General features: G+C 72.1%; 21 protein-coding genes and 1 tRNA gene. 13 read left to right on the top strand and 9 right to left on the bottom strand.

Annotated features, from left to right (window positions below):
• Positions 1 to 17 precede the first annotated feature (17 nt).
• Positions 18 to 683 carry a bifunctional DNA primase/polymerase gene (locus ACZ4WH_RS09280; RefSeq protein WP_468178238.1) on the bottom strand — a complete coding sequence of 222 codons (666 nt, stop codon included), beginning with the start codon at positions 681 to 683 and terminating at the stop codon, positions 18 to 20.
• 612 nt (positions 684 to 1,295) lie between these two features.
• Between ACZ4WH_RS09280 and ACZ4WH_RS09275 the strand changes: the two genes are divergently transcribed.
• From ACZ4WH_RS09275 to pdxR, 3 genes are all read left to right on the top strand, one after another.
• Positions 1,296 to 2,690: a PP2C family protein-serine/threonine phosphatase gene (locus tag ACZ4WH_RS09275; protein WP_468178236.1), complete on the top strand. Its 1,395-nt coding sequence runs from the start codon at positions 1,296 to 1,298 to the stop codon at positions 2,688 to 2,690.
• Positions 2,691 to 2,859: 169 nt separating this feature from the next.
• Entirely contained in the window at positions 2,860 to 4,344 is a 1,485-nt protein-coding gene (locus ACZ4WH_RS09270; RefSeq protein ID WP_468178234.1) for an aminopeptidase P family protein, read from the top strand.
• Between the two features lie 69 nt (positions 4,345 to 4,413).
• A complete protein-coding gene (pdxR, locus tag ACZ4WH_RS09265) occupies positions 4,414 to 5,811 on the top strand; it encodes a MocR-like pyridoxine biosynthesis transcription factor PdxR (RefSeq protein ID WP_468178232.1) in 1,398 nt (465 codons plus the stop codon).
• On the opposite strand, the gene ACZ4WH_RS09260 is transcribed toward pdxR, so the two are convergent.
• A complete protein-coding gene (locus tag ACZ4WH_RS09260) occupies positions 5,801 to 6,244 on the bottom strand; it encodes an ATP-binding protein (RefSeq protein WP_468178230.1) in 444 nt (147 codons plus the stop codon). The two genes, pdxR and ACZ4WH_RS09260, sit on opposite strands and share 11 nt — an antisense overlap.
• 186 nt (positions 6,245 to 6,430) lie before the next feature.
• Between ACZ4WH_RS09260 and ACZ4WH_RS09255 the strand changes: the two genes are divergently transcribed.
• The 9 genes from ACZ4WH_RS09255 to ACZ4WH_RS09215 all read left to right on the top strand — a co-directional run bounded on the left by ACZ4WH_RS09255 (position 6,431) and on the right by ACZ4WH_RS09215 (position 16,447).
• On the top strand, positions 6,431 to 7,303 hold the full coding sequence (locus ACZ4WH_RS09255) for a hypothetical protein (protein WP_468178228.1): 873 nt from the start codon (positions 6,431 to 6,433) through the stop codon (positions 7,301 to 7,303).
• Positions 7,304 to 7,476: 173 nt separating this feature from the next.
• A complete protein-coding gene (locus tag ACZ4WH_RS09250; protein WP_468178226.1) occupies positions 7,477 to 8,199 on the top strand; it encodes a YcnI family copper-binding membrane protein in 723 nt (240 codons plus the stop codon).
• A gap of 103 nt (positions 8,200 to 8,302) precedes the next feature.
• Positions 8,303 to 8,956, top strand: a complete 654-nt coding sequence (locus tag ACZ4WH_RS09245; protein WP_468178224.1) for an SCO family protein — start codon at positions 8,303 to 8,305, stop codon at positions 8,954 to 8,956.
• Positions 8,953 to 9,417, top strand: a complete 465-nt coding sequence (locus ACZ4WH_RS09240) for a copper chaperone PCu(A)C (RefSeq protein WP_468178222.1) — start codon at positions 8,953 to 8,955, stop codon at positions 9,415 to 9,417. The genes ACZ4WH_RS09245 and ACZ4WH_RS09240 overlap by 4 nt, the downstream gene beginning before the upstream one ends.
• A gap of 13 nt (positions 9,418 to 9,430) precedes the next feature.
• A complete protein-coding gene (locus tag ACZ4WH_RS09235) occupies positions 9,431 to 11,401 on the top strand; it encodes a copper resistance CopC/CopD family protein (RefSeq protein WP_468178220.1) in 1,971 nt (656 codons plus the stop codon).
• 8 nt (positions 11,402 to 11,409) lie between these two features.
• Positions 11,410 to 12,690 (top strand): iron uptake transporter deferrochelatase/peroxidase subunit, encoded by a 1,281-nt coding sequence (gene efeB / locus ACZ4WH_RS09230; RefSeq protein WP_468178218.1) that lies wholly within the window; start codon positions 11,410 to 11,412, stop codon positions 12,688 to 12,690.
• Positions 12,691 to 12,852: 162 nt separating this feature from the next.
• On the top strand, positions 12,853 to 13,785 hold the full coding sequence (pheA, locus tag ACZ4WH_RS09225) for a prephenate dehydratase (protein ID WP_468178216.1): 933 nt from the start codon (positions 12,853 to 12,855) through the stop codon (positions 13,783 to 13,785).
• Between the two features lie 587 nt (positions 13,786 to 14,372).
• Entirely contained in the window at positions 14,373 to 15,650 is a 1,278-nt protein-coding gene (gene serS / locus ACZ4WH_RS09220) for a serine--tRNA ligase (protein ID WP_468178214.1), read from the top strand.
• Entirely contained in the window at positions 15,647 to 16,447 is an 801-nt protein-coding gene (locus ACZ4WH_RS09215; RefSeq protein ID WP_468178212.1) for an HAD family hydrolase, read from the top strand. Before serS ends, ACZ4WH_RS09215 begins: the two co-directional genes overlap by 4 nt.
• Before the next feature lie 12 nt (positions 16,448 to 16,459).
• Here the strand turns inward: ACZ4WH_RS09215 and ACZ4WH_RS09210 are convergent, their stop codons facing one another.
• Positions 16,460 to 17,806, bottom strand: coding sequence for a delta-60 repeat domain-containing protein (locus ACZ4WH_RS09210; protein ID WP_468178210.1), 1,347 nt, complete (start codon positions 17,804 to 17,806; stop codon positions 16,460 to 16,462).
• A 187-nt stretch (positions 17,807 to 17,993) separates the two neighbouring features.
• Between ACZ4WH_RS09210 and ACZ4WH_RS09205 the strand changes: the two genes are divergently transcribed.
• A complete protein-coding gene (locus ACZ4WH_RS09205) occupies positions 17,994 to 18,164 on the top strand; it encodes a hypothetical protein (protein ID WP_468178208.1) in 171 nt (56 codons plus the stop codon).
• A gap of 254 nt (positions 18,165 to 18,418) precedes the next feature.
• On the opposite strand, the gene ACZ4WH_RS09200 is transcribed toward ACZ4WH_RS09205, so the two are convergent.
• The 6 genes from ACZ4WH_RS09200 to ACZ4WH_RS09175 all read right to left on the bottom strand — a co-directional run bounded on the left by ACZ4WH_RS09200 (position 18,419) and on the right by ACZ4WH_RS09175 (position 22,613).
• Positions 18,419 to 18,524: transfer RNA gene (locus ACZ4WH_RS09200), tRNA-OTHER, on the bottom strand.
• A 264-nt stretch (positions 18,525 to 18,788) separates the two neighbouring features.
• Complete coding sequence (locus ACZ4WH_RS09195) at positions 18,789 to 19,031, bottom strand: SGM_3592 family protein (RefSeq protein ID WP_468178206.1); 243 nt, start codon at positions 19,029 to 19,031, stop codon at positions 18,789 to 18,791.
• Between the two features lie 77 nt (positions 19,032 to 19,108).
• On the bottom strand, positions 19,109 to 19,828 hold the full coding sequence (locus ACZ4WH_RS09190; RefSeq protein ID WP_468178204.1) for an ABC transporter permease subunit: 720 nt from the start codon (positions 19,826 to 19,828) through the stop codon (positions 19,109 to 19,111).
• A 10-nt stretch (positions 19,829 to 19,838) separates the two neighbouring features.
• Complete coding sequence (locus ACZ4WH_RS09185; RefSeq protein ID WP_468178202.1) at positions 19,839 to 20,750, bottom strand: ABC transporter ATP-binding protein; 912 nt, start codon at positions 20,748 to 20,750, stop codon at positions 19,839 to 19,841.
• Entirely contained in the window at positions 20,747 to 21,658 is a 912-nt protein-coding gene (locus ACZ4WH_RS09180; protein ID WP_468178200.1) for an ABC transporter permease, read from the bottom strand. The genes ACZ4WH_RS09185 and ACZ4WH_RS09180 overlap by 4 nt, the downstream gene beginning before the upstream one ends.
• On the bottom strand, positions 21,648 to 22,613 hold the full coding sequence (locus ACZ4WH_RS09175) for an ABC transporter ATP-binding protein (protein ID WP_468178315.1): 966 nt from the start codon (positions 22,611 to 22,613) through the stop codon (positions 21,648 to 21,650). The genes ACZ4WH_RS09180 and ACZ4WH_RS09175 overlap by 11 nt, the downstream gene beginning before the upstream one ends.
• Positions 22,614 to 22,693 lie beyond the last annotated feature (80 nt).

Raw genomic sequence — 22,693 nt, 5'->3', positions numbered from 1 at the left:
GCCCGCGCCGAACATCCCTACAACTCGGGCGCGCTCACACCCGTACGAGTGAGGGCGTCGACCACGGCGTCCACCACGGCCTCCACATCGGGCACCCAGGGCGCGGCCGAGCCGGGCAGCGGGGCCCGCTCCCAGCGGACGGCGCCCTGGCCGGTCTCGGACGGCGGCAGGGCGACATAGCCGCCCTCCCCGTGGAAGCGCAGGGAGCCGGGGACGAAGTCCTTGGCGTAGAGCAGTTCGCCGAGCTGCTCCATGGAGTACGGCTTGACGAGCAGCGCCCAGCGGGTGGGCGCGGCGACGACCGGGCCGAGCCGCATGCCGCGCCGGTCGAGCAGGGCGAGGGCACGGGAGGCGGCGAGCGCCGGCAGGCTGACCGCGCAGGGCGCCTTGCCTCCCGTGGCCAGGATGATCGGGGCGGCCGGCCGGTTGGTCCACCACCAGCGCACCATGCGCGCGTCGGTGGTGGCGGCGAGCAGGCCGGGGTCGAAGGGGTGCGCACCGGGCACCGTGCAGTCCGGGTCGGGGCAGGCGCAGCGGGCCCGCCCCTGCGGGTCCGGCGCCACACCGGGGAGTACCGGCCACTGCCATTCCGTCGCGAAGGTCAGGGCCGCGCCGATCAGCTCGGGCCTCCCGTCGTTCCGCCTGGACAGAAGCCTGCGTCGCCTTCCGAGGATCTCGCGCATGAGCGCTCGTTCCTTTCCGTTGCACCGCTGGCAACACCGTGGGCTACATCACACCATGTGTCGATCACTTCACTGTGCGTACCTGTTGGCGCATCACACCCCCGCGCACAGCAGGGGGAACCCCAAGGGGTCGAGCATCGGCCGCGTCCGCGTCCATAGTGCGTCTATCAAATGCACGGCTGCGGCGTGGGGGTGGCGAAGTCTGGCGTTTTGCCGTCGCGCGTATTTCTCTCCGCCTCCGCCACGGGAGGATGGGGCTCGGCCGTCGGTGGCTATGACGCCCGGGTCCGTCGCCAGGTTCCGGGTGGCCCCCAACCACCCCTGGCCTTCTCCGAGTACGTACCCATCACGACCGCTGTGACGCTCCGTGGAGCAAGGCCAGTCGACCGCAATGAACCGATACCTAAGGCAGTTTTGAGCCAACTTGGCAGTAAGGCAAGGGGTTCGGGAAAAACCCTCACCGCCCTCATGGACACCAGGAATCCCCGCAGGACAATGCTGGACATCCCCTCACGAGTGCGTGTACATGTGGAGACACTGCTAGCGGCGCAGAATGACATGGGGGTTTGCGATGCTTTTCAGCAATACGCACCGGTCTGAAGGCCGGACGCCATGAACGCCCCGCACCCTCCGAAAGTGGCTGGAATCGATCCTACGGTCCCCGCGCCCGCCCACACTGCCGCGCCCGCCTCCCCCACCTCCGGCCCCACCCCGGGCGCCCCCGCGGTCCCCGCGCCGCACAGCCCCGCCCCCGGCGCCCTGCTCCAGGACCGGCTGGCCGGCTGGGTCTCCGATCTCACGACCCTCCACGAACTCACCGAGCGGCTCTGCCGAACCAGCGCCCTCGACCCCGCCCTGCACGAACTGCTGCGCGCCGGCGCCGCCCTGGTCGGTGCCCGCCGCGGCCTGGTCGTCCTGGAGCCCGCCGACGGCGGCGGCCCCCGCACCACCCACGGCCTCGGCCTCGGCCGCGCCGACCTCGGCCACATCGAGACCGTGCCGCGCGGCGCCCTGCCGTACGACACCGGCGGCACCGCCGAGACCGTCCACCCCGACCTGTTCGCCGAGGACGGCCTGGACCCGCGCCACCGCGAGGTGGCCGCCCGGCTCGGCTACGCCGCCAGCTACGCCCTGCCGCTCGCCACCGAGTCCGCCGGCCGCCTCGGCGCCGTCGTCTGGCTCTACGACGAACCGGCCGAGCCGCACGAGCGCCGGCGCCACCTCGCCGGCCTGTACGTCCGGCACGCCACCGAGCACCTCGCCCGGCTGCTGGAGGTGGAGCGCACGCGCGCGTGCGTGGCGACCATCACCGACGAACTGCTGCCCACCCGGCTGCCCCGGGTGGCCGGCGTCCAGCTCGCCGCCCGGCACCGCACCGGCCCGCGCGGCGGCGGCGACTGGTACGACGCCCTGCCGCTGCCGGACGCCGCCCTCGGCCTGTCGGTCGGCTCGGTCACCGGCTCCGGGCCGAGCGCGGTGGCCGCCATGGGCCGGCTGCGCGCCTCCCTGCGGGCGTACGCCGTGATGGAGGGCGAGGACCCGGTCGCCGTCCTGTCCGACCTGGAGCTGCTGCTGCGGCTGACCGAGCCCGCCCGCTCGGCCACCGCCCTGTTCGCCTACTGCGAGCCCGCCCTGCGCAAGGTCACCCTGGCCGGCGCCGGGCACAGCCCGCCGCTGCTGATCGGCGAGCGGCGCACCGAGTTCGCCGAGACCTCCGTCTCCGCGCCGCTCGGCATGCTCGCCTGCTGGGAGGCGCCCAGCGTGGAGATCCAGGCGGAGGCCGGGGAGACGGTCCTGCTCTACACCGACGGGCTGCTGCACCGTACCGGCGACCCGATGGACCGGGCCTTCGCCCGGCTGCACGCCGCCGCCGCGGGCGTCCCGCGCGCGGTGCGGCAGGATCCGGGAGCCGTCGCCGACCACGTCCTGCGCGCGGTCCTGCCGGACGGCCTGGACTCCGCCGACAGCGAGGAGGACGTGGTCCTGCTGGCGGCCCGCTTCGACTGAGGGGCCCGCGCGACCGACGGGCCCGGCCGACCGGCATGGCCGGGCATAACAGGTCATCCGGCCCCGCCCGCGCCCGGTACGACCGTACGATGATGGAGGTCCCCGCTCGGCCACAAGCAGGAGCGTCGCGGGCCCCGGGGGAGATCAATGGCGTATCGAGGAGGATCACGTGTCCGACGAGCTCAACCCGGCTGTCCCCGACTCCGCTACCGCGGAGGGCCCGGAGACCGAGGCCGAGGAGCCGGTCAAGCAGCGGAAGAACGGCCTGTACCCGGGCGTCTCCGACGAGCTGGCCGAGAACATGAAGTCCGGCTGGGCCGACACGGAGCTGCGTGACCTGGAGCCGATCCCGCAGGCCGCCGAGACCGCGCGCCGCCGCGCCGCGCTCTCCGCCCGCTTCCCGGGCGAGCGCCTGGTGATCCCGGCGGGCAACCTGAAGACCCGCTCGAACGACACCGAGTACCCCTTCCGCGCCTCCGTCGAGTACGCGTACCTCACCGGCAACCAGACCGAGGACGGCGTCCTGGTGCTGGAGCCCAAGGGCGACGGCCACGAGGCCACCATCTACCTGCTGCCGCGCTCCGACCGCGAGAACGGCGAGTTCTGGCTCTCCGGCCAGGGCGAGCTGTGGGTCGGCCGCCGGCACTCCCTCGCCGAGTCCGAGGCGCTGTACGGCATCCCGGCCGCCGACGTGCGCGAGCTGGCCGACAAGCTCCGCGAGGCCACCGGCCCGGTCCGCGTGGTGCGCGGCCACGACGCCGGCATCGAGGCGGCCCTGACCGACAAGGTCACCGCCGAGCGCGACGAGGAACTGCGCGTCTTCCTCTCCGAGGCCCGTCTGATCAAGGACGAGTTCGAGATCGGCGAGCTGCGGAAGGCCGTCGACTCGACGGTCCGCGGCTTCGAGGACGTCGTGAAGGTCCTCGACAAGGCCCAGGCGACGAGCGAGCGCTACATCGAGGGCACATTCTTCCTCCGCGCGCGCGTGGAGGGCAACGACGTCGGCTACGGCTCCATCTGCGCGGCCGGCCCGCACGCCTGCACCCTGCACTGGGTCCGCAACGACGGCCCGGTCCGCTCCGGCGACCTGCTCCTGCTCGACGCGGGCGTGGAGACCCACACCCTCTACACCGCAGACGTCACGCGCACGCTGCCCGTCAACGGCACGTACAGCGAGATCCAGAAGAAGATCTACGACGCCGTGTACGAGGCCCAGGAAGCCGGTATCGCGGCCGTGAAGCCGGGCGCCAAGTACCGCGACTTCCACGATGCCGCGCAGCGCGTGCTGGCCGAGAAGCTCGTCGAGTGGGGCCTGGTCGAGGGTCCGGTCGAGCGGGTCCTGGAGCTGGGTCTCCAGCGCCGCTGGACCCTGCACGGCACCGGGCACATGCTCGGCATGGACGTCCACGACTGCGCCGCCGCGCGGACCGAGACGTACGTGGACGGCACGCTGGAGCCAGGCATGGTGCTCACCGTCGAGCCGGGGCTGTACTTCCAGGCCGACGACCTGACCGTGCCGGAGGAGTACCGGGGCATCGGCGTCCGGATCGAGGACGACATCCTCGTGACGGAGGACGGCAACCGGAATCTCTCCGACGGTCTGCCGCGTCGCTCCGACGAGGTCGAGGCGTGGATGGCCTCCCTGAAGGGCTGATCTGCGTTTGAATGGCCGGGTACCGGGGAGGTGCCCGGCCATTTCGCGGTACGTCACGTTGGGGGGATCGTGAACGACTTCTGGTCCGGTGTCGGTGTGGATCTGCACCTCGAACCCTACTCGGTGGACGGCCGCCGAGTCGGGCTGGAGCGGGCCCTCAGGGACGCGGTACGGGACGGGCGGCTCACTCCCGGTACCCGGTTGCCCGCCACCCGGCGGCTCGCGGCCGACCTCGGGATCTCGCGCGGCACCGCGAAGGCCGCCTACGACCAGCTGGTCGCCGAGGGGTATCTGACGGCACGGCAGGGCTCGGGCACCCGGGTCGCCGAGCTGCCGGCCGTGCAGACGGAGGAGCCGGGGACGGACACGCGCGCGCGTGCGCCGCGTCTCGATCTGCGTCCCGGCAGCCCGGACGTCGGCGCCTTCCCGGCGGCGGCCTGGCTGCGCGCGCTGCGCCGCGCCATAGCGACGGCGCCCTCGCTGGCGTACGACTACGGCGATCCGCGCGGCCGGATCGAGCTGCGCACCGCGCTCTCCGGCTATCTGGGGCGGGCGCGCGGGGTGCTGGCGCCGCCGGAGCGGATCGTCATCACCTCCGGCTATGTGCAGGGCCTGGCGCTGCTCACGCGCGTGCTGGGCGGCGCCGCGGTCGCGATGGAGGACCCGGGGCTGCCCTTCCACCGGGAGGTGGTGCGCCACAACGGCGGAACGGTCCTGCCGGTGCCGGTCGACGCGCGGGGGGTACGGCCCGAGGAGCTGGGCGAGGCGGCGGCCGTGGTGGTCACGCCGGCCCACCAGTACCCGACCGGGGTGACCCTGCATCCCGAGCGGCGCCGGGCGCTCACCGACTGGGCACGCGCGCGGGGCGGGCTGATCGTGGAGGACGACTACGACGGCGAGTTCCGCTACGACCGCCAGCCCGTGGGCGCGGTGCAGGGCATGGCGCCGGGACAGGTGGTGTACCTGGGCACCGCCTCCAAGACCCTGGGCCCGGCGCTGCGGCTCGGCTGGATGGTGCTGCCGCCGCACCTGGCCGACGCGGTCGCCGACGCCAAGCTGCACAGCGACCACCACACCGAGACCATCGGCCAGCTCGCCCTGGCCGAGCTGATCGACAGCCACGCGTACGACCGCCACGTGCGCGCGTGCCGGCTGCGCTACCGGCGGCGCCGGGACCAGCTGCTGGACCGGCTGGGGGCGCGGCGGAGCGTACGCGGGATCGCGGCCGGGCTGCACGCGCTGATCGAGGTGCCGGACGAGGCCGCGGTCCTGGCCCGCGCGGAGGAGGAGGGCCTGGCGCTGGGTGCCCTCGGCGACCACTGGCACACCCCGGGCCCCGACCGGCCCCAGGGCCTGGTCGTCGGCTACGGCACGCCGAGGGAGCGGGTGTACCCGGAGGCGCTGGACACCCTGGCGAAGGTCCTCGGTCAGCTCGGCGGCCCCGGCAAGGCGGTCGCTAGGCCGTGAGGAGGGACGGGTCCTTGCGCCATTTGAGGATCTTGTCGAAGCTGACCACCGTGCCGCCCCGGCCGGGCTTGGGGCCGATGTGGACGTGGTCGGCCAGTTCGCGGATCAGACAGAGCCCGCGGCCGTGCTCGGCGTCGGGGCGGGCCGGCCGGGTGTCCTGCGGGCGGGCGAAGCCGGGACCGGAATCGGTCACTTCGATACGGCACTTCTCGCCGTCGAGATAGGCGGTCACCCGGTACGCCTCCGAGGCGCCGCGGGCGGCGTCGCCACCGTGCTCGACGGCGTTCGCGCAGGCCTCGCTCAGGGCGACGGACAGGTCGTACGAGATCTCCGGGTCGACGCCCGCGGTCTCCATCGTGCCGATCAGCAGCCGCCGGGCGAGCGGCACGCTGGCGGCCTCGCGCCGCAGATGGAGTGACCACCAGATGCTCATGCTCCAGCCTCCTGGCCGCGGCTCGACATACCGTTACGTATTGCCGCCCGTAGGCGGCCGTAAGCACTCCGTCGACGTGACTCCGCCCATACGGCCGATGCGCCGGGGGAGGAATCGGTGTATGAGGGACGCCTCAGGCGCCCTGCCGTATGCGCGCGGTAAGGGCAGTGCGATGATGACCCCGCCATGACTGCCCCCCACCCACGCACGGCGCACTCCGGAGCCGGGCTCCGGATCCTGCGGGCCGCGGTGTTCGCCGCGGTCTGCGTCGCGCTGGCCGCGGGCGGGCACTCCCTGGCCTCCTGCGCGCGCGTGCCGCTGTGGACGCTCGGCGCGGGCTTCCTCGGCGCCCTGCTGCTCGTGGCACCGCTCGCCGGGCGGGCCCGCTCGCTTCCGGGCATCGCCGTGCTCCTGGCTCTCGGCCAGACCGTGCTGCACACGCTGTTCGGGCTGGGCCAGCAAGGGGCCGCGATGGCCTCCACCGGGATGTCGATGGGCTCCACGGGGCCGGCGGCATCGACGGCGGCCGGCGGGTCGGCGGGTGCCGCGCTGAGCGACAGCGCGCTGGTCGAGCAGGCCACGCGGCTCGTGTGCGGCTCGACCGCGGCGTCCCTCACTCCGGGGCACGCCTTCCGCCTGCTGCTCGACGCGCGTCTCATCGACCGCGCCGGCCGGCCGACGTCCGCCCTGGGCACCTTCGAGCACGCGCACGACGCCACCGGCGCCTCGGCCGGCCTGCTGCCCTCGCTGCCGATGCTGCTCGGCCATGTGCTCGCGGCCGTCGCCGCCGGCTGGCTGCTGCGCCGCGGGGATCTGGCCGTGCTGCGGCTGATCGAGCTATCGGCGCATGGAGTCGCGGAGGGGGCGCTCGTACGGTCCTTGCGCGCGGCTCTCGCGCTGGCGCGCGCCCTGTGCGCCGGGCTCCTGCCCGCCACCGGGCCCGGCCCGCGCGGCCCGCGCCCCGACCGGGACGAGGCACCGGCCCCGCACACCGCCGTACTCCAGCACACGGTGATCCGGCGCGGCCCGCCCGCCGCCGCCTTCCTCCTCGCCGCCTGACGCGGCCACCGCTCCCCCGACACGGAACCGGTGCGCCGCCGTCGCGCGGCACGCGCGCGTGCGCGTTCTTCCGGGCGGTACGGCTGATTTCCGTGCCGTACGGCCACACACAGCGGTCACGCGCGTATCCCTCTTCATCACCGGTTCTCACTCAGAGTGGAGTGCTTCCTTCCATGAAGGCTTCTCGTCTCGCCGCCGCCGCTGCCGTCGCGGGCACGGCCGTCCTCGCCCTGTCCGCCCCCGCCTTCGCGCACGTCTCCGTGCAGCCGGAGGGATCCGCGGCCAAGGGCGGTTACGCGGTCGTGGACTTCAAGGTCCCGAACGAGCGTGACAACGCCTCGACCACCAAGGTCGAGGTGAACTTCCCGGCCGACCACCCGATCGCCTCGGTGATGCCGGAGACGATCCCGGGCTGGAAGATCGACGTCACCAAGTCCAAGCTGGCCAAGCCGCTGACCCTGCACGGCGAGAAGATCGACGAGGCCGTCACCAAGGTCACCTGGACCGCCGACGGCAAGGGCATCGAGCCCGGCTACTTCCAGAAGTTCCCGCTCTCCCTGGGCGCCCTGCCGGAGGACACCGACCAGCTGGTGTTCAAGGCGATCCAGACCTACTCCAACAAGGAGGTCGTGCGCTGGATCGAGGTGCCGCAGGAGGGCCAGGAGGAGCCGGAGAACCCGGCCCCGGTCCTGGCGCTGTCCGCCGCCACCGACGACCACCACGGCACGTCGAGCGCCGAGAACACCGCCGAGAGGACCGAGAAGACGGCCGCCGCCAAGGACACCGGCGACGGCAGTGACACCACCGCGCGCGTGCTCGGCGTGGTCGGCATCGTCGTCGGCGTCGCGGGCGTGGCCTACGGCGTCCTCGCGGGCCGCCGCCGGACCGCCGCCTGAGCCTTCGTTCCGCAGCGCGCACCGGGTGCCGTACGACCCCGCCACCCGGACCGTCGTACGACCCCGGTGCGCGCCGGAGTTCACACATCTGGGACATTTTTCTATGCGCAAGAAGACGTTCACCGCGGCCGTGCTGCTCGCCGCCGCCACCCTGACCCTCTCCGCCTGCGGCAGCGACGACGGCGCCACGTCGCCGGTCGCCGTGGTCTCGGGAGGATCCGACCCGAGCAAGGTCGCCACCGTGCTGGACCAGCCGTTCACCAAGCCGGACCTGGTCCTCACCGACACCCACGGCAAGAAGTACGACCTGCGCGAGGAGACCCAGGGCCACCCGACCCTGGTCTACTTCGGCTACACGCACTGCCCCGACATCTGCCCGACGACGATGAGCAACATCGCCGTCGCCAAGAAGGCGCTGCCCAAGGCCGAGCAGGACGACCTCCGGGTCGTGTTCGTCACCACCGACCCCGGCCGCGACACCCCCGCCGAGCTGGGCAAGTGGCTCAAGGGCATCGACCCGCAGTTCATCGGCCTGACCGGCGACTTCGCCAAGATCCAGGCCGGGGCCCGGTCGGTCGGAATCTCCGTGGAGCCGACGACGAAGGACAAGAACGGCAAGCTCGTCTCCGTCCACGGCACCCAGGTCGTCGCCTTCTCGCCGAAGACGGACGCCGGGTACGTCCTCTACGGCGAGGACGCCACGGTCGACGACTACACCAAGGACCTGCCCAAGCTCGTCAAGGGAGCCAACCCGTGAGGCGCCGTGCCGCCGTCCTGACCGCGGGCGCGCTCGCCGGTGCCCTCGCCCTCACGGGCTGCTCCGGCTCGGACACGGGGTCGGACAAGGCCGAGCTGTCCGTCGGCTCCCCCTACATGCCCCAGCCCGTCTCCGCCGACATGGCCGCCGGCTTCCTGACGATCACCAACCAGGGCGGTGCCGGGGACGAGCTGACCTCGGTGACCAGTGACGTCGCCGGCGAGGTGACCATGCACAGCACGGTCGGCGGCGCCATGGCGGAGAAGTCCTCCTTCTTCATACCGGCCCACGGACGGCTCGTGTTCAAGAGCGGTGGCAACCATCTGATGTTCGAGAAGCTGAAGCGCGCGCCGAAGCAGGGCCAGACGGTCACGGTGAAGCTCACCTTCAGCAGATCCGAGCCGCTCACCGTCGAGATGCCCGTGAAGTCCGCCACGTACAACCCGTCGACCGGCCACTGAGGGAGGGACCACCGTGACCCGGACCATCGCCCCCCGCGTGCGGATCCTGGTGCTGCTGTTCATCGCCGTCACCGGCGCGCTGCTGGCGGGCGCCGGTGAGGCCTCCGCCCACGCGGCGCTGACCGGCAGCGACCCCGCGCAGGGGGTGGTGGCCGACAAGGCACCCACCCAGGTGTCGCTCACCTTCTCCGAGAAGGTGGCGCTGAACGACGACTCCCTGCGCGTCCTCGACCCGAAGGGCAAGCCGGTCCAGACCGGCAGCCCGGCCAACGTGAGCGGGACGACGTACGCCGTGCAGCTCAAGAGCGGCCTGGCCGACGGCACGTACACCGTCACCTACCAGGTCGTCTCCGCGGACAGCCACCCCGTCGCCGGCGCCTACACCTTCTCCGTCGGGGCGCCCTCGCGGACCGTCGTCTCCGGCACCGGTCCGGCCGCGGGCGGCGGGGTCGTGGGCGGGCTCTACGCGTTCGGGCGGTATGCGTCGTACGCCGGCTTCATCGTGCTCGCCGGCGGCACGGCCTTCGTGCTCGCCTGCTGGCCGCGCGGCGCGGGCGTACGGCCCCTCCAGCGGCTGGTCGTCGGCGGCTGGGTCGCGCTGACCGCGGCCACCCTGTGGCTGCTGCTCCTGCGCGGCGCGTACACCACCTCCGGAAAGTTCGCCGACGTCTTCGACCTCGACCTGCTCGGTCAGGTGCTCCAGACCAAGACCGGTGCCGCGCTCGTCTCACGGCTGCTGCTGCTCGCCGCCGCCGCGCTGTTCGTCGCCGTCCTCTTCGGCGCCTACACCCGTCGGGAGGACGGCGAGGAGAAGCGCGACCTGACCTTCGGCCTCGGCGTCGGCGGGGTGGTCGTCGCGGCCGGGCTCGCCACCAGCTGGGCCATGGCCGAGCACGCCTCGACCGGGCTCCAGCCGGGTATCGCCATGCCGGTCGACGTGATCCATCTGCTGGCCGCCGCCGCCTGGCTGGGCGGCCTCACCGCCCTGCTGACCGCCCTGTACCGGGCGCCCGCCGAGACCACGGTCGAGGCCGCCGCCGTACAGCGCTTCTCCCGCGTGGCCTTCGGCAGCGTCCTCGCCCTCGTCGTCACCGGCGTCTACCAGTCCTGGCGGCAGCTCGGCTCCTGGTCGGCGTTCACCGAGACCCGGTACGGACAGCTGCTGCTGGTCAAGATCGGGCTGGTGGCGGTGCTGGTCGGTATCGCGGCCGTGTCCCGGCGGTGGACCGCACGACTCACGGACCCGGCCGTCCGCACCGGGAAGGCGAGGAAGGCGCAGGCCCAGCAGGCCCAGGCGCGGAAGGACGAAATCCAGGCACAGAAGGAGCAGGTCGCCGCGTCGAGGACGACCGGTGCCGGCACGGCGACCGGTGGCGACAAGCACACCGGCGCCGGAGGCTCCCAGCGCGCCGCCCAGCTCGCCCGGCAGCGCGCCGCCGTCGACGCCGCCCGGGAGAAGCGGCTGCGGGACGGCGACCCGAACCGCTTCGGCCTGCGCCGCTCGGTGCTCGCCGAGGCCGGCGTCGCCATCGTGCTGCTCGCCGTCACCACCGCGCTGACCCAGACCGAGCCCGGCCGCACCGAGCAGGAGGCCAAGGCGGCCACCTCCGCGTCGGCGGGCTCCGGCACCTCGGCGGCGTCCGGCGCGCTCACCCTGGACATGCCGTTCGACACCGGCGGCACCGACGGCAAGGGCGTCGTGAGCATCGACCTGGACCCCGCGCGCGTGGGCGGCAACGAGATGCACGTCTACGTCCAGCGACCCAACGGCCGGGCCTTCGACGTCCCGGAGGTGAAACTCTCCTTCACCCTGGAGGCGAAGAAGATCGGCCCGCTTCCCGTGAACCCCGACCACATCGCCACCGGCCACTGGTCGGCGAACGGGGTGCAGATCCCCATGGCCGGCGACTGGAAGATCGCCGTCACGGTCCGCACCTCCGACATCGACCAGGTGACCGTCTCCAAGAACGCGCAGATCGGCTGAACCACACCATGCCCGACCAGTCCATCCCTCAGGCCCGTACGCCCGACGCGCCGACGGCGGCGCCCGTGTCCGGGGCGAGCGGCATCTCGCGGCGCGCCCTGCTCGGCACCGCCGGCGCCACCGGGCTCGTCCTCGGCGCGGCCGGCGGGGCCGTGGGCTACGCCTCCGCGCCCGCCGAGGCCACCCCGCTCACCTCGCTGGGCTCGGGGCGGGCGATGTTTCACGGGAAACATCAGCCCGGCATCACCGAGGGCCTCCAGGCGCGCGGCCATCTCGTGGCCTTCGACCTGGTGGCGGGCGCGGGCCGCAAGGAGGCGGCGGCCCTGCTGCGCCGCTGGTCCGCGACCGCCGAGCGGCTGATGGCGGGCGAGGCCGCCCCGCACGGCGACACCGATGTGGCCCGGGACGCGGGCCCGTCCTCGCTGACCATCACCTTCGGCTTCGGGTACAGCTTCTTCGCCAAGGCGGGCCTGGAGAAGCAGCGGCCCGGCGCGCTCGACCCGCTGCCGGACTTCTCCTCCGACCACCTGGACAAGTCCCGCAGCGACGGCGACCTGTGGGTGCAGATCGGCGCGAACGACGCCCTGGTCGCCTTCCACGCCCTGCGTGCGATCCAGAAGGACGCGGGCTCGGCCGCGCGGGTGCGCTGGCAGATGAACGGCTTCAACCGCAGCCCGGGCGCCACCGCCCACCCCATGACCGCCCGCAACCTCATGGGCCAGCTCGACGGCACCCGCAATCCGAAGCCCACCGACGCCGACTTCGACCGGCGGATCTTCGTACCGGCCTCGGGCGAGCCCGCGTGGATGGCCAACGGCTCCTACGCCGTCGTACGCCGTATCCGCATGCTCCTGGACGACTGGGAGAAGCTGTCGGTCGCCGCCCAGGAGCAGGTCATCGGGCGCCGCAAGGCCGACGGGGCGCCGCTGTCCGGCGGCGACGAGACCACCCCGATGGACCTGGAGAAGACCGACGCCCACGGCGACTACGTCGTCCCGCTCACCGCGCACGCCCGGATCACCCGGCCCGACAAGAACGGCGGCGCGGCCATGCTGCGGCGCCCGTTCTCCTACCACGACGGCATCGACGCGGACGGCACGCCCGACGCCGGTCTCCTCTTCATCTGCTGGCAGGCGGACCCGCTGCGCGGCTTCGTCCCGGTGCAGCGCAAGCTCGACCGGGGCGACGCGCTGTCGAAGTACATCCGCCACGAGGCGAGCGGCCTGTTCGCGGTGCCGGGCGGGGCGGTGAAGGGGGAGTACGTGGGGCAGCGGCTGCTGGAGGGGTGAACCAAGGGGAACCCGGAGTGTGCGGGGGACCCGGAGTGTGCGGGGAACCCGGAGTGTGCGGGGAACCCGGAGTGTGCGGGGGACCCGGGTTCAAACCACCCGGTCGAGTGGTTGCCGTGAGACGTCTCAGCCGACCGGGTCTGCGGCCATTAGGGTGAGGACATGCCAGCGAGCTATGCCTATCTCGGCCCGGAGGGCACCTTCACGGAGGTCGCCCTGCGCACGCTTCCGGAGGCGGCCACCCGGGAGCTGATCCCGTACGTGTCGGTGCAGTCCGCCCTGGACGCGGTCCGGGCCGGCGAGGCCGAGGCCGCGTTCGTGCCGATCGAGAACTCCGTCGAGGGCGGCATCACCACCACCCTGGACGAGCTGGTCGCGGGCGAGCCGCTGATGATCTACCGCGAGGTGCTGCTGTCCATCACCTTCGCGCTGCTGGTCCGCCCCGGCACGAAGCTCGCGGACATCAAGACGGTCTCCGCCCATCCGGCGGCCCAGCCGCAGGTGCGCAACTGGCTGCGCGCGAACCTCCCGGACGCCGTCTGGGAGTCGGCGGCCTCCAACGCGGACGCCGCCCGCCTGGTCCAGGAAGGCCGCTACGACGCCGCCTTCGCGGGCGAGTTCGCCGCCGCCCGGTACGGCCTCGAAGCGCTGGAGACCGGCATCCACGACGCGGAGAACGCGCAGACCCGGTTCGTGCTGGTCGGCCGCCCGGCCCGGCCGGCCGCGCCCAGCGGCGCCGACAAGACCTCCGTGGTGCTCTGGCAGCGGGACGACCATCCCGGCGCCCTGCGCGACCTGCTCGGCGAGTTCGCTTCGCGCGGCATCAACCTCATGCTGCTCCAGTCCCGGCCGACCGGGGCCGGCATCGGCAACTACTGCTTCTGCATCGACGCCGAGGGGCACATCGCCGACCGGCGGATGGCGGAAGCGTTGACGGGGCTGCGGCGCATCTGTCTCCAGGTGCGCTTCCTCGGTTCCTATCCGCGCGCGGACATCACGCCGGGCGGGGCCCGGCCGACGCTGCCGGGGACCTCGGACGAGGAGTTCATGGCGGCGGCGGACTGGGTGGCGCGCTGCCAGGACGGCCGGTTCTAGCCAGTCGTACCTGCGGACGCCGGGCGGTCGTACCTGCGGACGAACGTTATCCACAGAAGTTATCCACAGGTGCCCTTCTCGACCTGGGGACAAGTCGACAGAGCGGCGCCATCGGGTCGACAAATCGCCCCGGGAGCCCCGGTCGGAGCCACCGGCACCCGACTCACCCTTCGTCCACCCGTTTCCTTTGGTTCATCTTTTGGGGCGACCGTTTTCCACCCGAAAGTGGGCGACCATGCGGTTTGACCCAGGAATTCTTCAGTCCGTTCGCGCATTCCGGAGTGATCAATTCCGGAGTCCACAGATCTTCCACACAGCCTGTGGATAACTCTTCGGAGGGTGTGGATCGCTGTGGACAACCGGTCCGCCAAATCCCGCTCTCCACAAGGAAATCGAGTCAACCGGACGCCCGGGACGTGCCCCGTCCCAGGGAGTGAGACACTTTTCCCTTGACGCCCCAGGTGGCGTACGGCCGACGCAGCGGAACACGCTCGGCAATTAGCGCATAGCGGAACGTATGCCGCGAATCAGAACTCCCCGGATGAGTGATTCGTGAGCCGCGACCCCGCACCGGTAGCCTTGCCCTCGTGATTGACCTTCGCCTGCTCCGTGAGGACCCCGACCGTGTGCGCGCCTCCCAGCGCGCCCGTGGAGAGGACGTCGCGCTCGTCGACGCCCTCCTGTCTGCCGACGAGCGGCGCAGGTCCTCCGGCGTCCGCTTCGACGAGCTGCGCGCCGAGCAGAAGCAGCTCGGCAAGCTGATCCCCAAGGCCACCGGCGAGGAGAAGGCCGAGCTGCTGCGGCGCGCCGAGCAGCTGAAGGCGGACGTGAAGGCCGCCGACGCCGAGCGCGACGCGGCCGACGCCGAGACCCAGGAACTGCTGCTCCGGCTCGGCAACCTCGTCCACCCCGACGTGCCCGTCGGCGGCGAGGAGGACTTCGCCACGCTGGAGACGCACGGCACGATCCGCGACTTCGGTGCCGAGGGCTTCGAGCCCAAGGACCACCTGGAGCTGGGCCAGCTGCTCGGCGCGATCGACGTCGAGCGCGGCGCCAAGGTCTCCGGCTCCCGCTTCTACTTCCTCACCGGTGTCGGCGCCCTGCTGGAGCTGGCCCTGGTGAACGCGGCGATCGCCCAGGCCACCGCCGCCGGCTTCACGCCGATGCTCACCCCGGCGCTGGTCCGCCCGCAGTCCATGGCCGGCACCGGCTTCCTCGGCCAGGCCGCCCAGGACGTCTACCACCTCGACAAGGACGACCTGTACCTGGTCGGCACCTCCGAGGTCCCGCTGGCGGCCTACCACATGGACGAGATCATCGACGCGGACCGGCTGCCGCTGCGCTACGCGGGCTTCTCCCCGTGCTTCCGCCGCGAGGCCGGCTCGCACGGCAAGGACACCCGGGGCATCTTCCGGGTGCACCAGTTCGACAAGGTCGAGATGTTCTCGTACGTCGCTCCCGAGGACTCCCAGGCCGAGCACCAGCGCCTGCTGGAGTGGGAGAAGCAGTGGCTGACCTCGCTGGAGCTGCCGTTCCGCGTCATCGACGTCGCCTCCGGTGACCTCGGCTCCTCGGCCGCCCGCAAGTTCGACTGCGAGGCGTGGATCCCGACCCAGGGCAAGTACCGCGAGCTGACCTCGACCTCGGACTGCACCGAGTTCCAGTCCCGCCGGCTGTCCATCCGGGTCCGCGACGGCAAGCAGGTCAAGCCGCTCGCCACCCTCAACGGCACGCTGTGCGCCGTACCGCGCACGATCGTGGCGATCCTGGAGAACCACCAGCAGGCCGACGGCTCCGTGCGGGTCCCCGAGGTCCTGCGCCCCTACCTGGGCGGCCGTGAGGTCCTGGAGCCGGTCGCCAAGTGACCGCGTTCCCGTACCGACTGATCGCCACCGACCTCGACGGAACGCTCCTGCGCTCCGACGAGTCGATCTCGCGGCGCACCCGTGACGCGCTCGCCGCGGCCACCGTGGCGGGCGCCGCGCACATCGTCGTCACCGGCCGCGCGGTCCCCTGGACCCGGCACATCCTGGACGACCTCGGCTACGACGGCCTCGCCGTCTGCGGCCAGGGCGCCCAGGTGTACGACGCCGGCTCCCACCGCCTGCTGACCTCGGTCACCCTGGACCGGCAGCTCGCGGGCGTGGCCCTGGCCAAGATCGAGGCCGAGGTGGGTCCGCTGTACCTGGCGGCCAGCCGGGACGGCCTGGACGGCGAGGTACTGGTGGGCCCGGGCTACGCGGTCACCGGCAGGCTGCCCGCCACCCCCTTCACGGACGCCTCCGACCTCTGGACGGCGCCCCTGAACAAGATCTACATACAGCATCCGACGATGGGCGACGACGAGTTGGCGGAGGCGGCCCGGCAGGCGGCCGGCGGCTTCGTCACGGTGGCCATGGCGGGCGAGGGCATCGTGGAGCTGCTCCCGCTCGGCCTGTCCAAGGCCACGGGCCTCTCCCTGGCGGCCCGCCGCCTGGGCCTGAAGGCCGCCGACACGATCGCCTTCGGCGACATGCCCAACGACATCCCGATGTTCGCCTGGGCGGCCCGTGGCGTAGCCATGGCCAACGCCCACGCGGAGCTGAAGGCCGTGGCCGACGAGGTGACGTCCTCTCAGGAGGAGGACGGGATCGCGGTGGTGCTGGAGCGGCTGCTCGGCTAGCGAGCCGCCGCGTCAGGGCAGATAGCGGGCCAGGGCCAGGTACGTATCGGTGTCCCCGGCGGCCACGATCCTGCCGTCGGCCTGCACCGCGACGTCGCGCGCGTGGTCGGCCACCCCGGGGGTGAAGTCGGTGACCACCTTGCCGTCGCCGTCGAACCCGGTGTCCAGGCTGCCGTTCACGTTGTAGCGGGCCAGGGCCCAGTCACCACCCCGGCTGCCGGCGGCGACCAGCTTGCCGTCGGACTGGAGTGCCACGTCATGCGCGCGTGCGCCGCCCGTGAACGTCGTCGTCACCTTGCCGTCGCCGTCGAACCCGGTGTCCAGGGAGCCGTCCGCGTTGAGCCGGGCCAGCGCGAACCGGCTGCTGCCGCCGACGGGAACGACGTACCCGGCGACCACCATGTCGCCGCCCGGAACGAGCACCAGCCCGTACCCCTGGGCCTCTCCGCTGAAGGTGACGACCCGCTTGCCGTCACCGTCGAAACCGGTGTCCAGGCTGCCGTTGACGTTGTAGCGGACCAGCGCGAAGCCCGGCGGGTAGCCGGGGCTGCCGAGTCCGACACCGCCGGCGACGACGATCCGGCCGTCGGCCTGGAGCGCCACGTCCTGAGCGATCGAGATGTCACCCCCCGAGAAGTGCGTGGTCAACTGGCCGTCACCGCTGAACGTGGGGTCCGGGTCGCCCTCGGAGTCATAACGGGCCACCGCGATGTCACCGCCGGACTGGCCGACGGCGACGATCCGGCCGTCGGGCTGCACGGTGACCGCGTAGGCGTCGGCGGCGCCGTCGTCGCCGAAGTCGGTGATCGTACGACCACCGTCGCCGAAGCCGGTGTCCAGAGCCCCGTTGGGCTGGTAGCGGGCCACCGTGAACCAGCAGCAGCCGTCGGACCCGGGGCGTTGCGTGGTACCCACGACGACGATCTTCCCGTCGGGTTGCAGCGCGACGCCGCGGGACACTTCCTCGCCCTGCCCGAAGTCGGTGGCGACGACGCCCGCGTTTCCGAAGCCGGTGTCCAGGGTCCCGTCGGGGTTGTAACGCACCACCGTGAAGTCGGGGCCGGTGCCCTCGCCGTGGAAGCTTCCGAGCACGACCAGCTTGCCGTCGTCCTGTACGGCGAGACCGTGCCCCTCCTGCGCGGCGGAGATATCCAGGTTGACCACCTTTCCGTTGCCGCCGAACGAGGGATCGAGGTCGCCGGAGGCGGCATGCGCGGGACTGGGCGAGGCGAGCAGGAGCGCCAGCGCCGCGCCGGCCGCGACACCGGCCCGGGCCGACAGCCGCCGGAGGCCATGAAGAGAGCCGCGAAGAGAGCCGCGGAAAGAGCCACGGAAAGAGCCGTGGAGGGGGGAGAACATGCCCGCACATGCTAGAAGCGGCAAAACTGTCTGTATCAGGACACACTGGGCATGCGGCCGTACGGGTTCTCTATCGCCCGACACGCCTCGGCCGGACAACCCCCTGCGGCAAATACGCTCATACTTCGGTCCGCCCCGGCACGCCCCGGACGGCCTCGGTCCGCGCCGGTTGCTACGTTCGGCGGCCATGCGATCACGCGACTACGACCTCGACTTGCGCGACCGCGCGAGCCGGATACGCGCCTGGGGCATCGGTCTGCTCGCCGTGGCGGGGCTGCTGTGGACCTGGTGCGCCGTCCTGCTGCTCACACCGTACGAGGCGGAGCGCAAGCCGGACGACCAGTACCCCGCCCAGTGAGAGTCCCGTCTCTTCACGGACCGCGGCACCGCCAAGGAGGGCCTGTACAGGGGCGACTACTGCGCGAACGAACGCGACTGGCCCGAGGTCCTGGCCATTCTCGGCCTGTCCGTCCCGCTCTCCCTCGCCGGCGCGGTCCTCGTCACGACCGGCACGGTCCACCGCACGATGAGCGCTCACGCGGAGGCGATGCGGGAGTTGGACAGGATCGCGGACGCACGGAGCGCGTAGCGTCGCGGTGCGGCGATGTCTCGCGGAGGATGCACGGATCGAACGTGCGCGGGCTTTCCAGGCCCGACCACGACTCGCTTGTGAGGGAACACAGCGCAAGCCGGTGCCTTACCACTCGGCCAATCCTCCGGGTGGGCGGTCCACGCGAGAGCGACATCGCGTGCTCGAAGCGACCGCCCCGGGCAGTCCCGCGGCTCCACGGAGGGGTGGCGCATCACTCCGGAGCCGGCCTCGGGCCGCCCTGCCGGGAGGTGGACGTACTGCCGTGCATGGACATCGCCCACCTCCGCTCCCAGTCGGTGACGCCGGGACGATCCCGGCGGATGGGGCACAACCACTGTGCCCCGCCCCGAAGTCGGACGCCACCGAATAAAACGAACAGACGGGCGACCGCTACCGGCGGCGCCACCTGCGGCGCCGTACCTTGCTGAAGAACCAGCCGGCCGGCGGCTCGTCGGAGCGCCAGGGTTGCGGCTCCGGCGCCTCGGCCCGCCAGCGCGCGGCGAGCATGCGGGCCCGGGCGGACGGCTCGGAGGTCTCGGCTGCCCGGACGAACGTCTCGTCCAGGACGACGTCGGACCACACGTCCTCGCCGGTCCGCTCCCGCTCTTCGTGCTGCGGCGTCTCCTCAGCCATCTCCGGCCTCCCAGCCGTCATCCGCTCAGCCCAGTGTGCCCGGGCCGAGATGAAGCCCCCGTCAAGGCCGGGGCACGTCACTCCTCGCCCGCGAGCGTCAGGGACCGCAGCTTCTGCCCGGCGTACCAGGTGGCCAGCACGGTGACCGCGACCAGCAGCACGGTGGCCGTCGGCAGGCCCACCTCGGAGGTCACCAGGTCCCCGCCGGCCATCTTGTGGGCGACGGCCAGCGACCACTGCTGGACGCTCAGCGTGCGCGCGCCCGGCACCAGGGAGCCGAACAGCGCCTCCCAGACAAGGGCGTAGACGAGCCCGAAGACCACCGCGTGCCGGGAGACCGTGCCCAGCAGCAGGAACAGCGCCGAGTAGGCGATGGAGGAGACGAGTGCGGCGACCGTGTAGGCGACGGCGATCTGCTGGCCGTTGCCGTTCAGGATCAGGCCGGCGATCAGGGTGGGCACCGCCGAGAAGACCATGGTGACGGCGATGGCGACGATCAGCTTGGTGAAGATGATCGTGGGCCGCTTGAGCGGCTTGGACAGGAGATAGACGACGGAGCCGTCGTCGATCTCCGGGCCGATCGCGCCCGTGCCCGCGATGACACCGATGATCGGCACCATGGTGGCGAGCGCGAACCCGCCGAGGACGTCGGCGGCCGTCTGGTCGTCGGCTCCGGTCAGGGCCCGGACGGCCACGGAGATCACGATGAGCAGCAGCGGCAGCGCGCCGAGGATGAGGGCCCGACGGCGGCCGAGCAGGGCCCGGTAGGTGAGCCGGGCGACGGTGGGGTCGTACATCTTCGGCCTCCTACGCCGCGACCAGGTACGAGAAGACGGACTCCAGGGACTCGTCGGACGGCGAGACCGTGAGGAGCCGGATGCCGTGGTCCCTGGCGACCTTCGGCAGCAGGGCGGTGAAGCGGCCGAAGTCGACGGCCTGGACGCGCAGGACGCCCTCGGCGTGGTCGACCTCGATGCCGGCCGTCGACGGGTCGGCGATCAGCGCCGCCGCGAGGGCGCGGTCGTCGCTGGAGCGGACCAGGTAGCGGTGCGGGCGGTCGGTCATCAGGCGGCGGATCCGGCGGAAGTCGCCGCTGGCCGCGTGCCGTCCGGCGACGACGACCTCGATGTGCCGGGCGAGCTGCTCGACCTCTTCGAGGATGTGCGAGGAGAACAGCACCGTGCGGCCCTCGTCGCCCATCTTCCGCAGCAGGTCCATGAGCTGCATGCGCTGGCGCGGGTCCATGCCGTTGAACGGCTCGTCCAGCAGGAGCAGCGAGGGGTCGTGGACCAGGGCGCTCGCCATCTTCACGCGCTGCCGCATGCCCTTGGAGTACGTGGAGATCTTCCGGTCCTGGGCGTACTCCATCTCGACCGTGGCGAGGGCGCGCTGGGCGGCCTTGTCGCCGAGGCCGTGCAGTTCGGCGTTGGCGACGACGAACTCGCGGCCGGTGAGGAAGTCGTACATCGCCTCCCGCTCGGGGACGATGCCGATGTGCCGGTAGATGGCCTCGTTGCGCCACACCGGCTGTCCGTCGAGGGTGACCGTGCCGGTGGAGGGGGCGAGGAAGCCGCCCATCATGTTGATGAGGGTGGACTTTCCGGCGCCGTTGGGGCCGAGCAGGCCGGTGACGCCGGGGCCGATGGTCATGGTGATGTCGTTGACGGCGACCACGTTGCCGAACCAGCGGGAGACGTGGTCGATGGTGAGCGTGGTCACAGTCCCACCTTCTGGTAGCGGCGGTTCAGCAGGCCGTAGCAGGCGGCGATCAGGCCGAGGACGAACAGGACGTAGACGATGCCCTCGCCGCCGGAAGGCCCGACCCCGCCGGGGAAGGCGGAGCTGCCGCCGAGGAACGCGGACTGCACACCGTCGATCAGGGTGATCGGCGAGAACAGGCCGATCCACGGGACGGCGCTGTCGCTGTCCTGGGTGTAGGCGATGGCCTGGAGGGTGGAGACCGCGCCGTAGGAGATGGTCAGTACGGCGATCACTGCGGCGATGCCGAAGCCGCGGCGCGGGGTGAACGCGGCGATGACCAGGCCGATTCCGGCGAAGAGCAGTGAGAGCAGGGCCACGGAGACCAGTCCCTGGGCGAATTCCTCGGTCTGGTGGGCGAAGCCCATCTTGGACAGCAGTGCGCCCACGTACATCACGAGCAGCGGCGCCGCGGTGAGGACGAAGAGCGCCGAGGCGAGCGCCGCGAACTTGGCGCGGACGTAGTCGGCTGTCTCGATGGGCCGCGAGAAGTACAGCGGTACGGTCTTGAAGCGCAGGTCGCGGGAGACCGCCTGGGGCGCCTGGGAGGCGACGTACAGGCTGATCACGGCCTGCATGATGATCGCGTACCGGGTGTAGGACACCGGCAGTTCGTGCGCCTTCGTGGCGACGGCGACGGCCACCATGATGGCGGCGGGCACGCACATCACCGCGAACAGCAGCATCGGCAGCACCTTGGACTTGACCGAGCGGCCGAGGCCGTAGGCGCCGCGCAGGGACTGCGAGTACAGCGAGCGGCGGGCGTAGGCGCGGCCGAGGCGGGGGCCGTCGTAGCCGCGGTAGCCGATGTCGTGGATACGGGACTGGTCGGCGCCGGCCATCGCCGGCGTGCGCTGCTCAACCGCCATGGCCGACGGCCTCCTTCCGTTGTTCGTCACTGCTGGTGAACACCTCGGAGATGTGGTGCCGGCGCTGCTCCATGCGCACCAGGCCGAGGCCGAGGTCGGCGACCACGTCCCGGACGAGGTCGTAGGTCTCGTCGCCCGTGGCGGTCAGCAGCAGGATGTGTCCGGCGCCGGGCAGGCCGCCGGCCTCCGCGTGCGTGTCCACACCGCGCGCGTGGAGCGCGTCGCGGACCGCGCGGGTGCCGTCCGGGTGGGTGTCGCTGTCGGTGACCTCGATCGCGAGGGTGGTCGTGGTCTGGGTGAAGTCGGTGGTGGAGCTGGCGCGCAGGAGCTTGCCGCCGTCGATGACGACGACGTGGTCGCAGGTGCGTTCCAGCTCGCCCAGCAGGTGGGAGGTGACGAGGACCGAGATGCCGAAGTCGGTGTGGATGCGGCGGATCAGGCCGAGCATCTCGTCGCGGCCGACCGGGTCGAGGCCGTTGGTCGGCTCGTCCAGGAAGACCAGCTGCGGGTCGTGCACCAGCGCCTGGGCGAGCTTCACCCGCTGCTTCATGCCGGTCGAGTAGCCGCCGATGGGGCGGTACCGCTCCTCGTACAGCCCGACATGGCGCAGGGTGTCGGCGGTGCGCTCGCGGGCGGCGGCGGGCGGCAGGCCGGACATGCGGGCCATGTGGACGACGAACTCGGTGGCCGAGACGTCCGGCGGCAGGCAGTCGTGCTCCGGCATGTACCCCACGCGCTCACGGATGGCGGCGCCCTTGGTGGCGACGTCGAGGCCGAGCACCTCGGCGCGGCCCTCCGTGGCGGGGGACAGCCCCAGCAGGATCTTGATCAGGGTGGACTTGCCGGCGCCGTTGGCTCCGACGAGTCCGGTCACACCGGGTCCGATGTCCACGGACAGCCGGTCGAGCGCGGTCACCCGGGGGAACCGTTTGCTCAGGCTTTCGGTCGCGATCACAGTCACGCCCTCGACGGTAGTGACGCGGACCACGTCCGTCGTCAGACCGAAGAGCCGTCTTGGAGTCAGACTCCAGGTGT

The organism is Streptomyces sp. NPDC029138 (assembly GCF_055564375.1).
This window is presented reverse-complemented; position numbering and strand designations above follow the sequence as displayed.

Excerpts from the sequence above, each read along its gene's own strand:
- ACZ4WH_RS09280 (WP_468178238.1), bottom strand. The coding sequence starts at position 683 with ATGCGCGAGATCCTCGGAAGGCGACGCAGGCTTCTGTCCAGGCGGAAC.
- ACZ4WH_RS09275 (WP_468178236.1), top strand. The coding sequence starts at position 1,296 with ATGAACGCCCCGCACCCTCCGAAAGTGGCTGGAATCGATCCTACGGTC.
- ACZ4WH_RS09260 (WP_468178230.1), bottom strand. The coding sequence starts at position 6,244 with ATGAGCATCTGGTGGTCACTCCATCTGCGGCGCGAGGCCGCCAGCGTG.
- ACZ4WH_RS09255 (WP_468178228.1), top strand. The coding sequence starts at position 6,431 with ATGACTGCCCCCCACCCACGCACGGCGCACTCCGGAGCCGGGCTCCGG.
- ACZ4WH_RS09250 (WP_468178226.1), top strand. The coding sequence starts at position 7,477 with ATGAAGGCTTCTCGTCTCGCCGCCGCCGCTGCCGTCGCGGGCACGGCC.
- ACZ4WH_RS09245 (WP_468178224.1), top strand. The coding sequence starts at position 8,303 with ATGCGCAAGAAGACGTTCACCGCGGCCGTGCTGCTCGCCGCCGCCACC.
- efeB (WP_468178218.1), top strand. The coding sequence starts at position 11,410 with ATGCCCGACCAGTCCATCCCTCAGGCCCGTACGCCCGACGCGCCGACG.
- pheA (WP_468178216.1), top strand. The coding sequence starts at position 12,853 with ATGCCAGCGAGCTATGCCTATCTCGGCCCGGAGGGCACCTTCACGGAG.
- ACZ4WH_RS09210 (WP_468178210.1), bottom strand. The coding sequence starts at position 17,806 with ATGTTCTCCCCCCTCCACGGCTCTTTCCGTGGCTCTTTCCGCGGCTCT.
- ACZ4WH_RS09205 (WP_468178208.1), top strand. The coding sequence starts at position 17,994 with ATGCGATCACGCGACTACGACCTCGACTTGCGCGACCGCGCGAGCCGG.
- ACZ4WH_RS09195 (WP_468178206.1), bottom strand. The coding sequence starts at position 19,031 with ATGGCTGAGGAGACGCCGCAGCACGAAGAGCGGGAGCGGACCGGCGAG.
- ACZ4WH_RS09190 (WP_468178204.1), bottom strand. The coding sequence starts at position 19,828 with ATGTACGACCCCACCGTCGCCCGGCTCACCTACCGGGCCCTGCTCGGC.
- ACZ4WH_RS09180 (WP_468178200.1), bottom strand. The coding sequence starts at position 21,658 with ATGGCGGTTGAGCAGCGCACGCCGGCGATGGCCGGCGCCGACCAGTCC.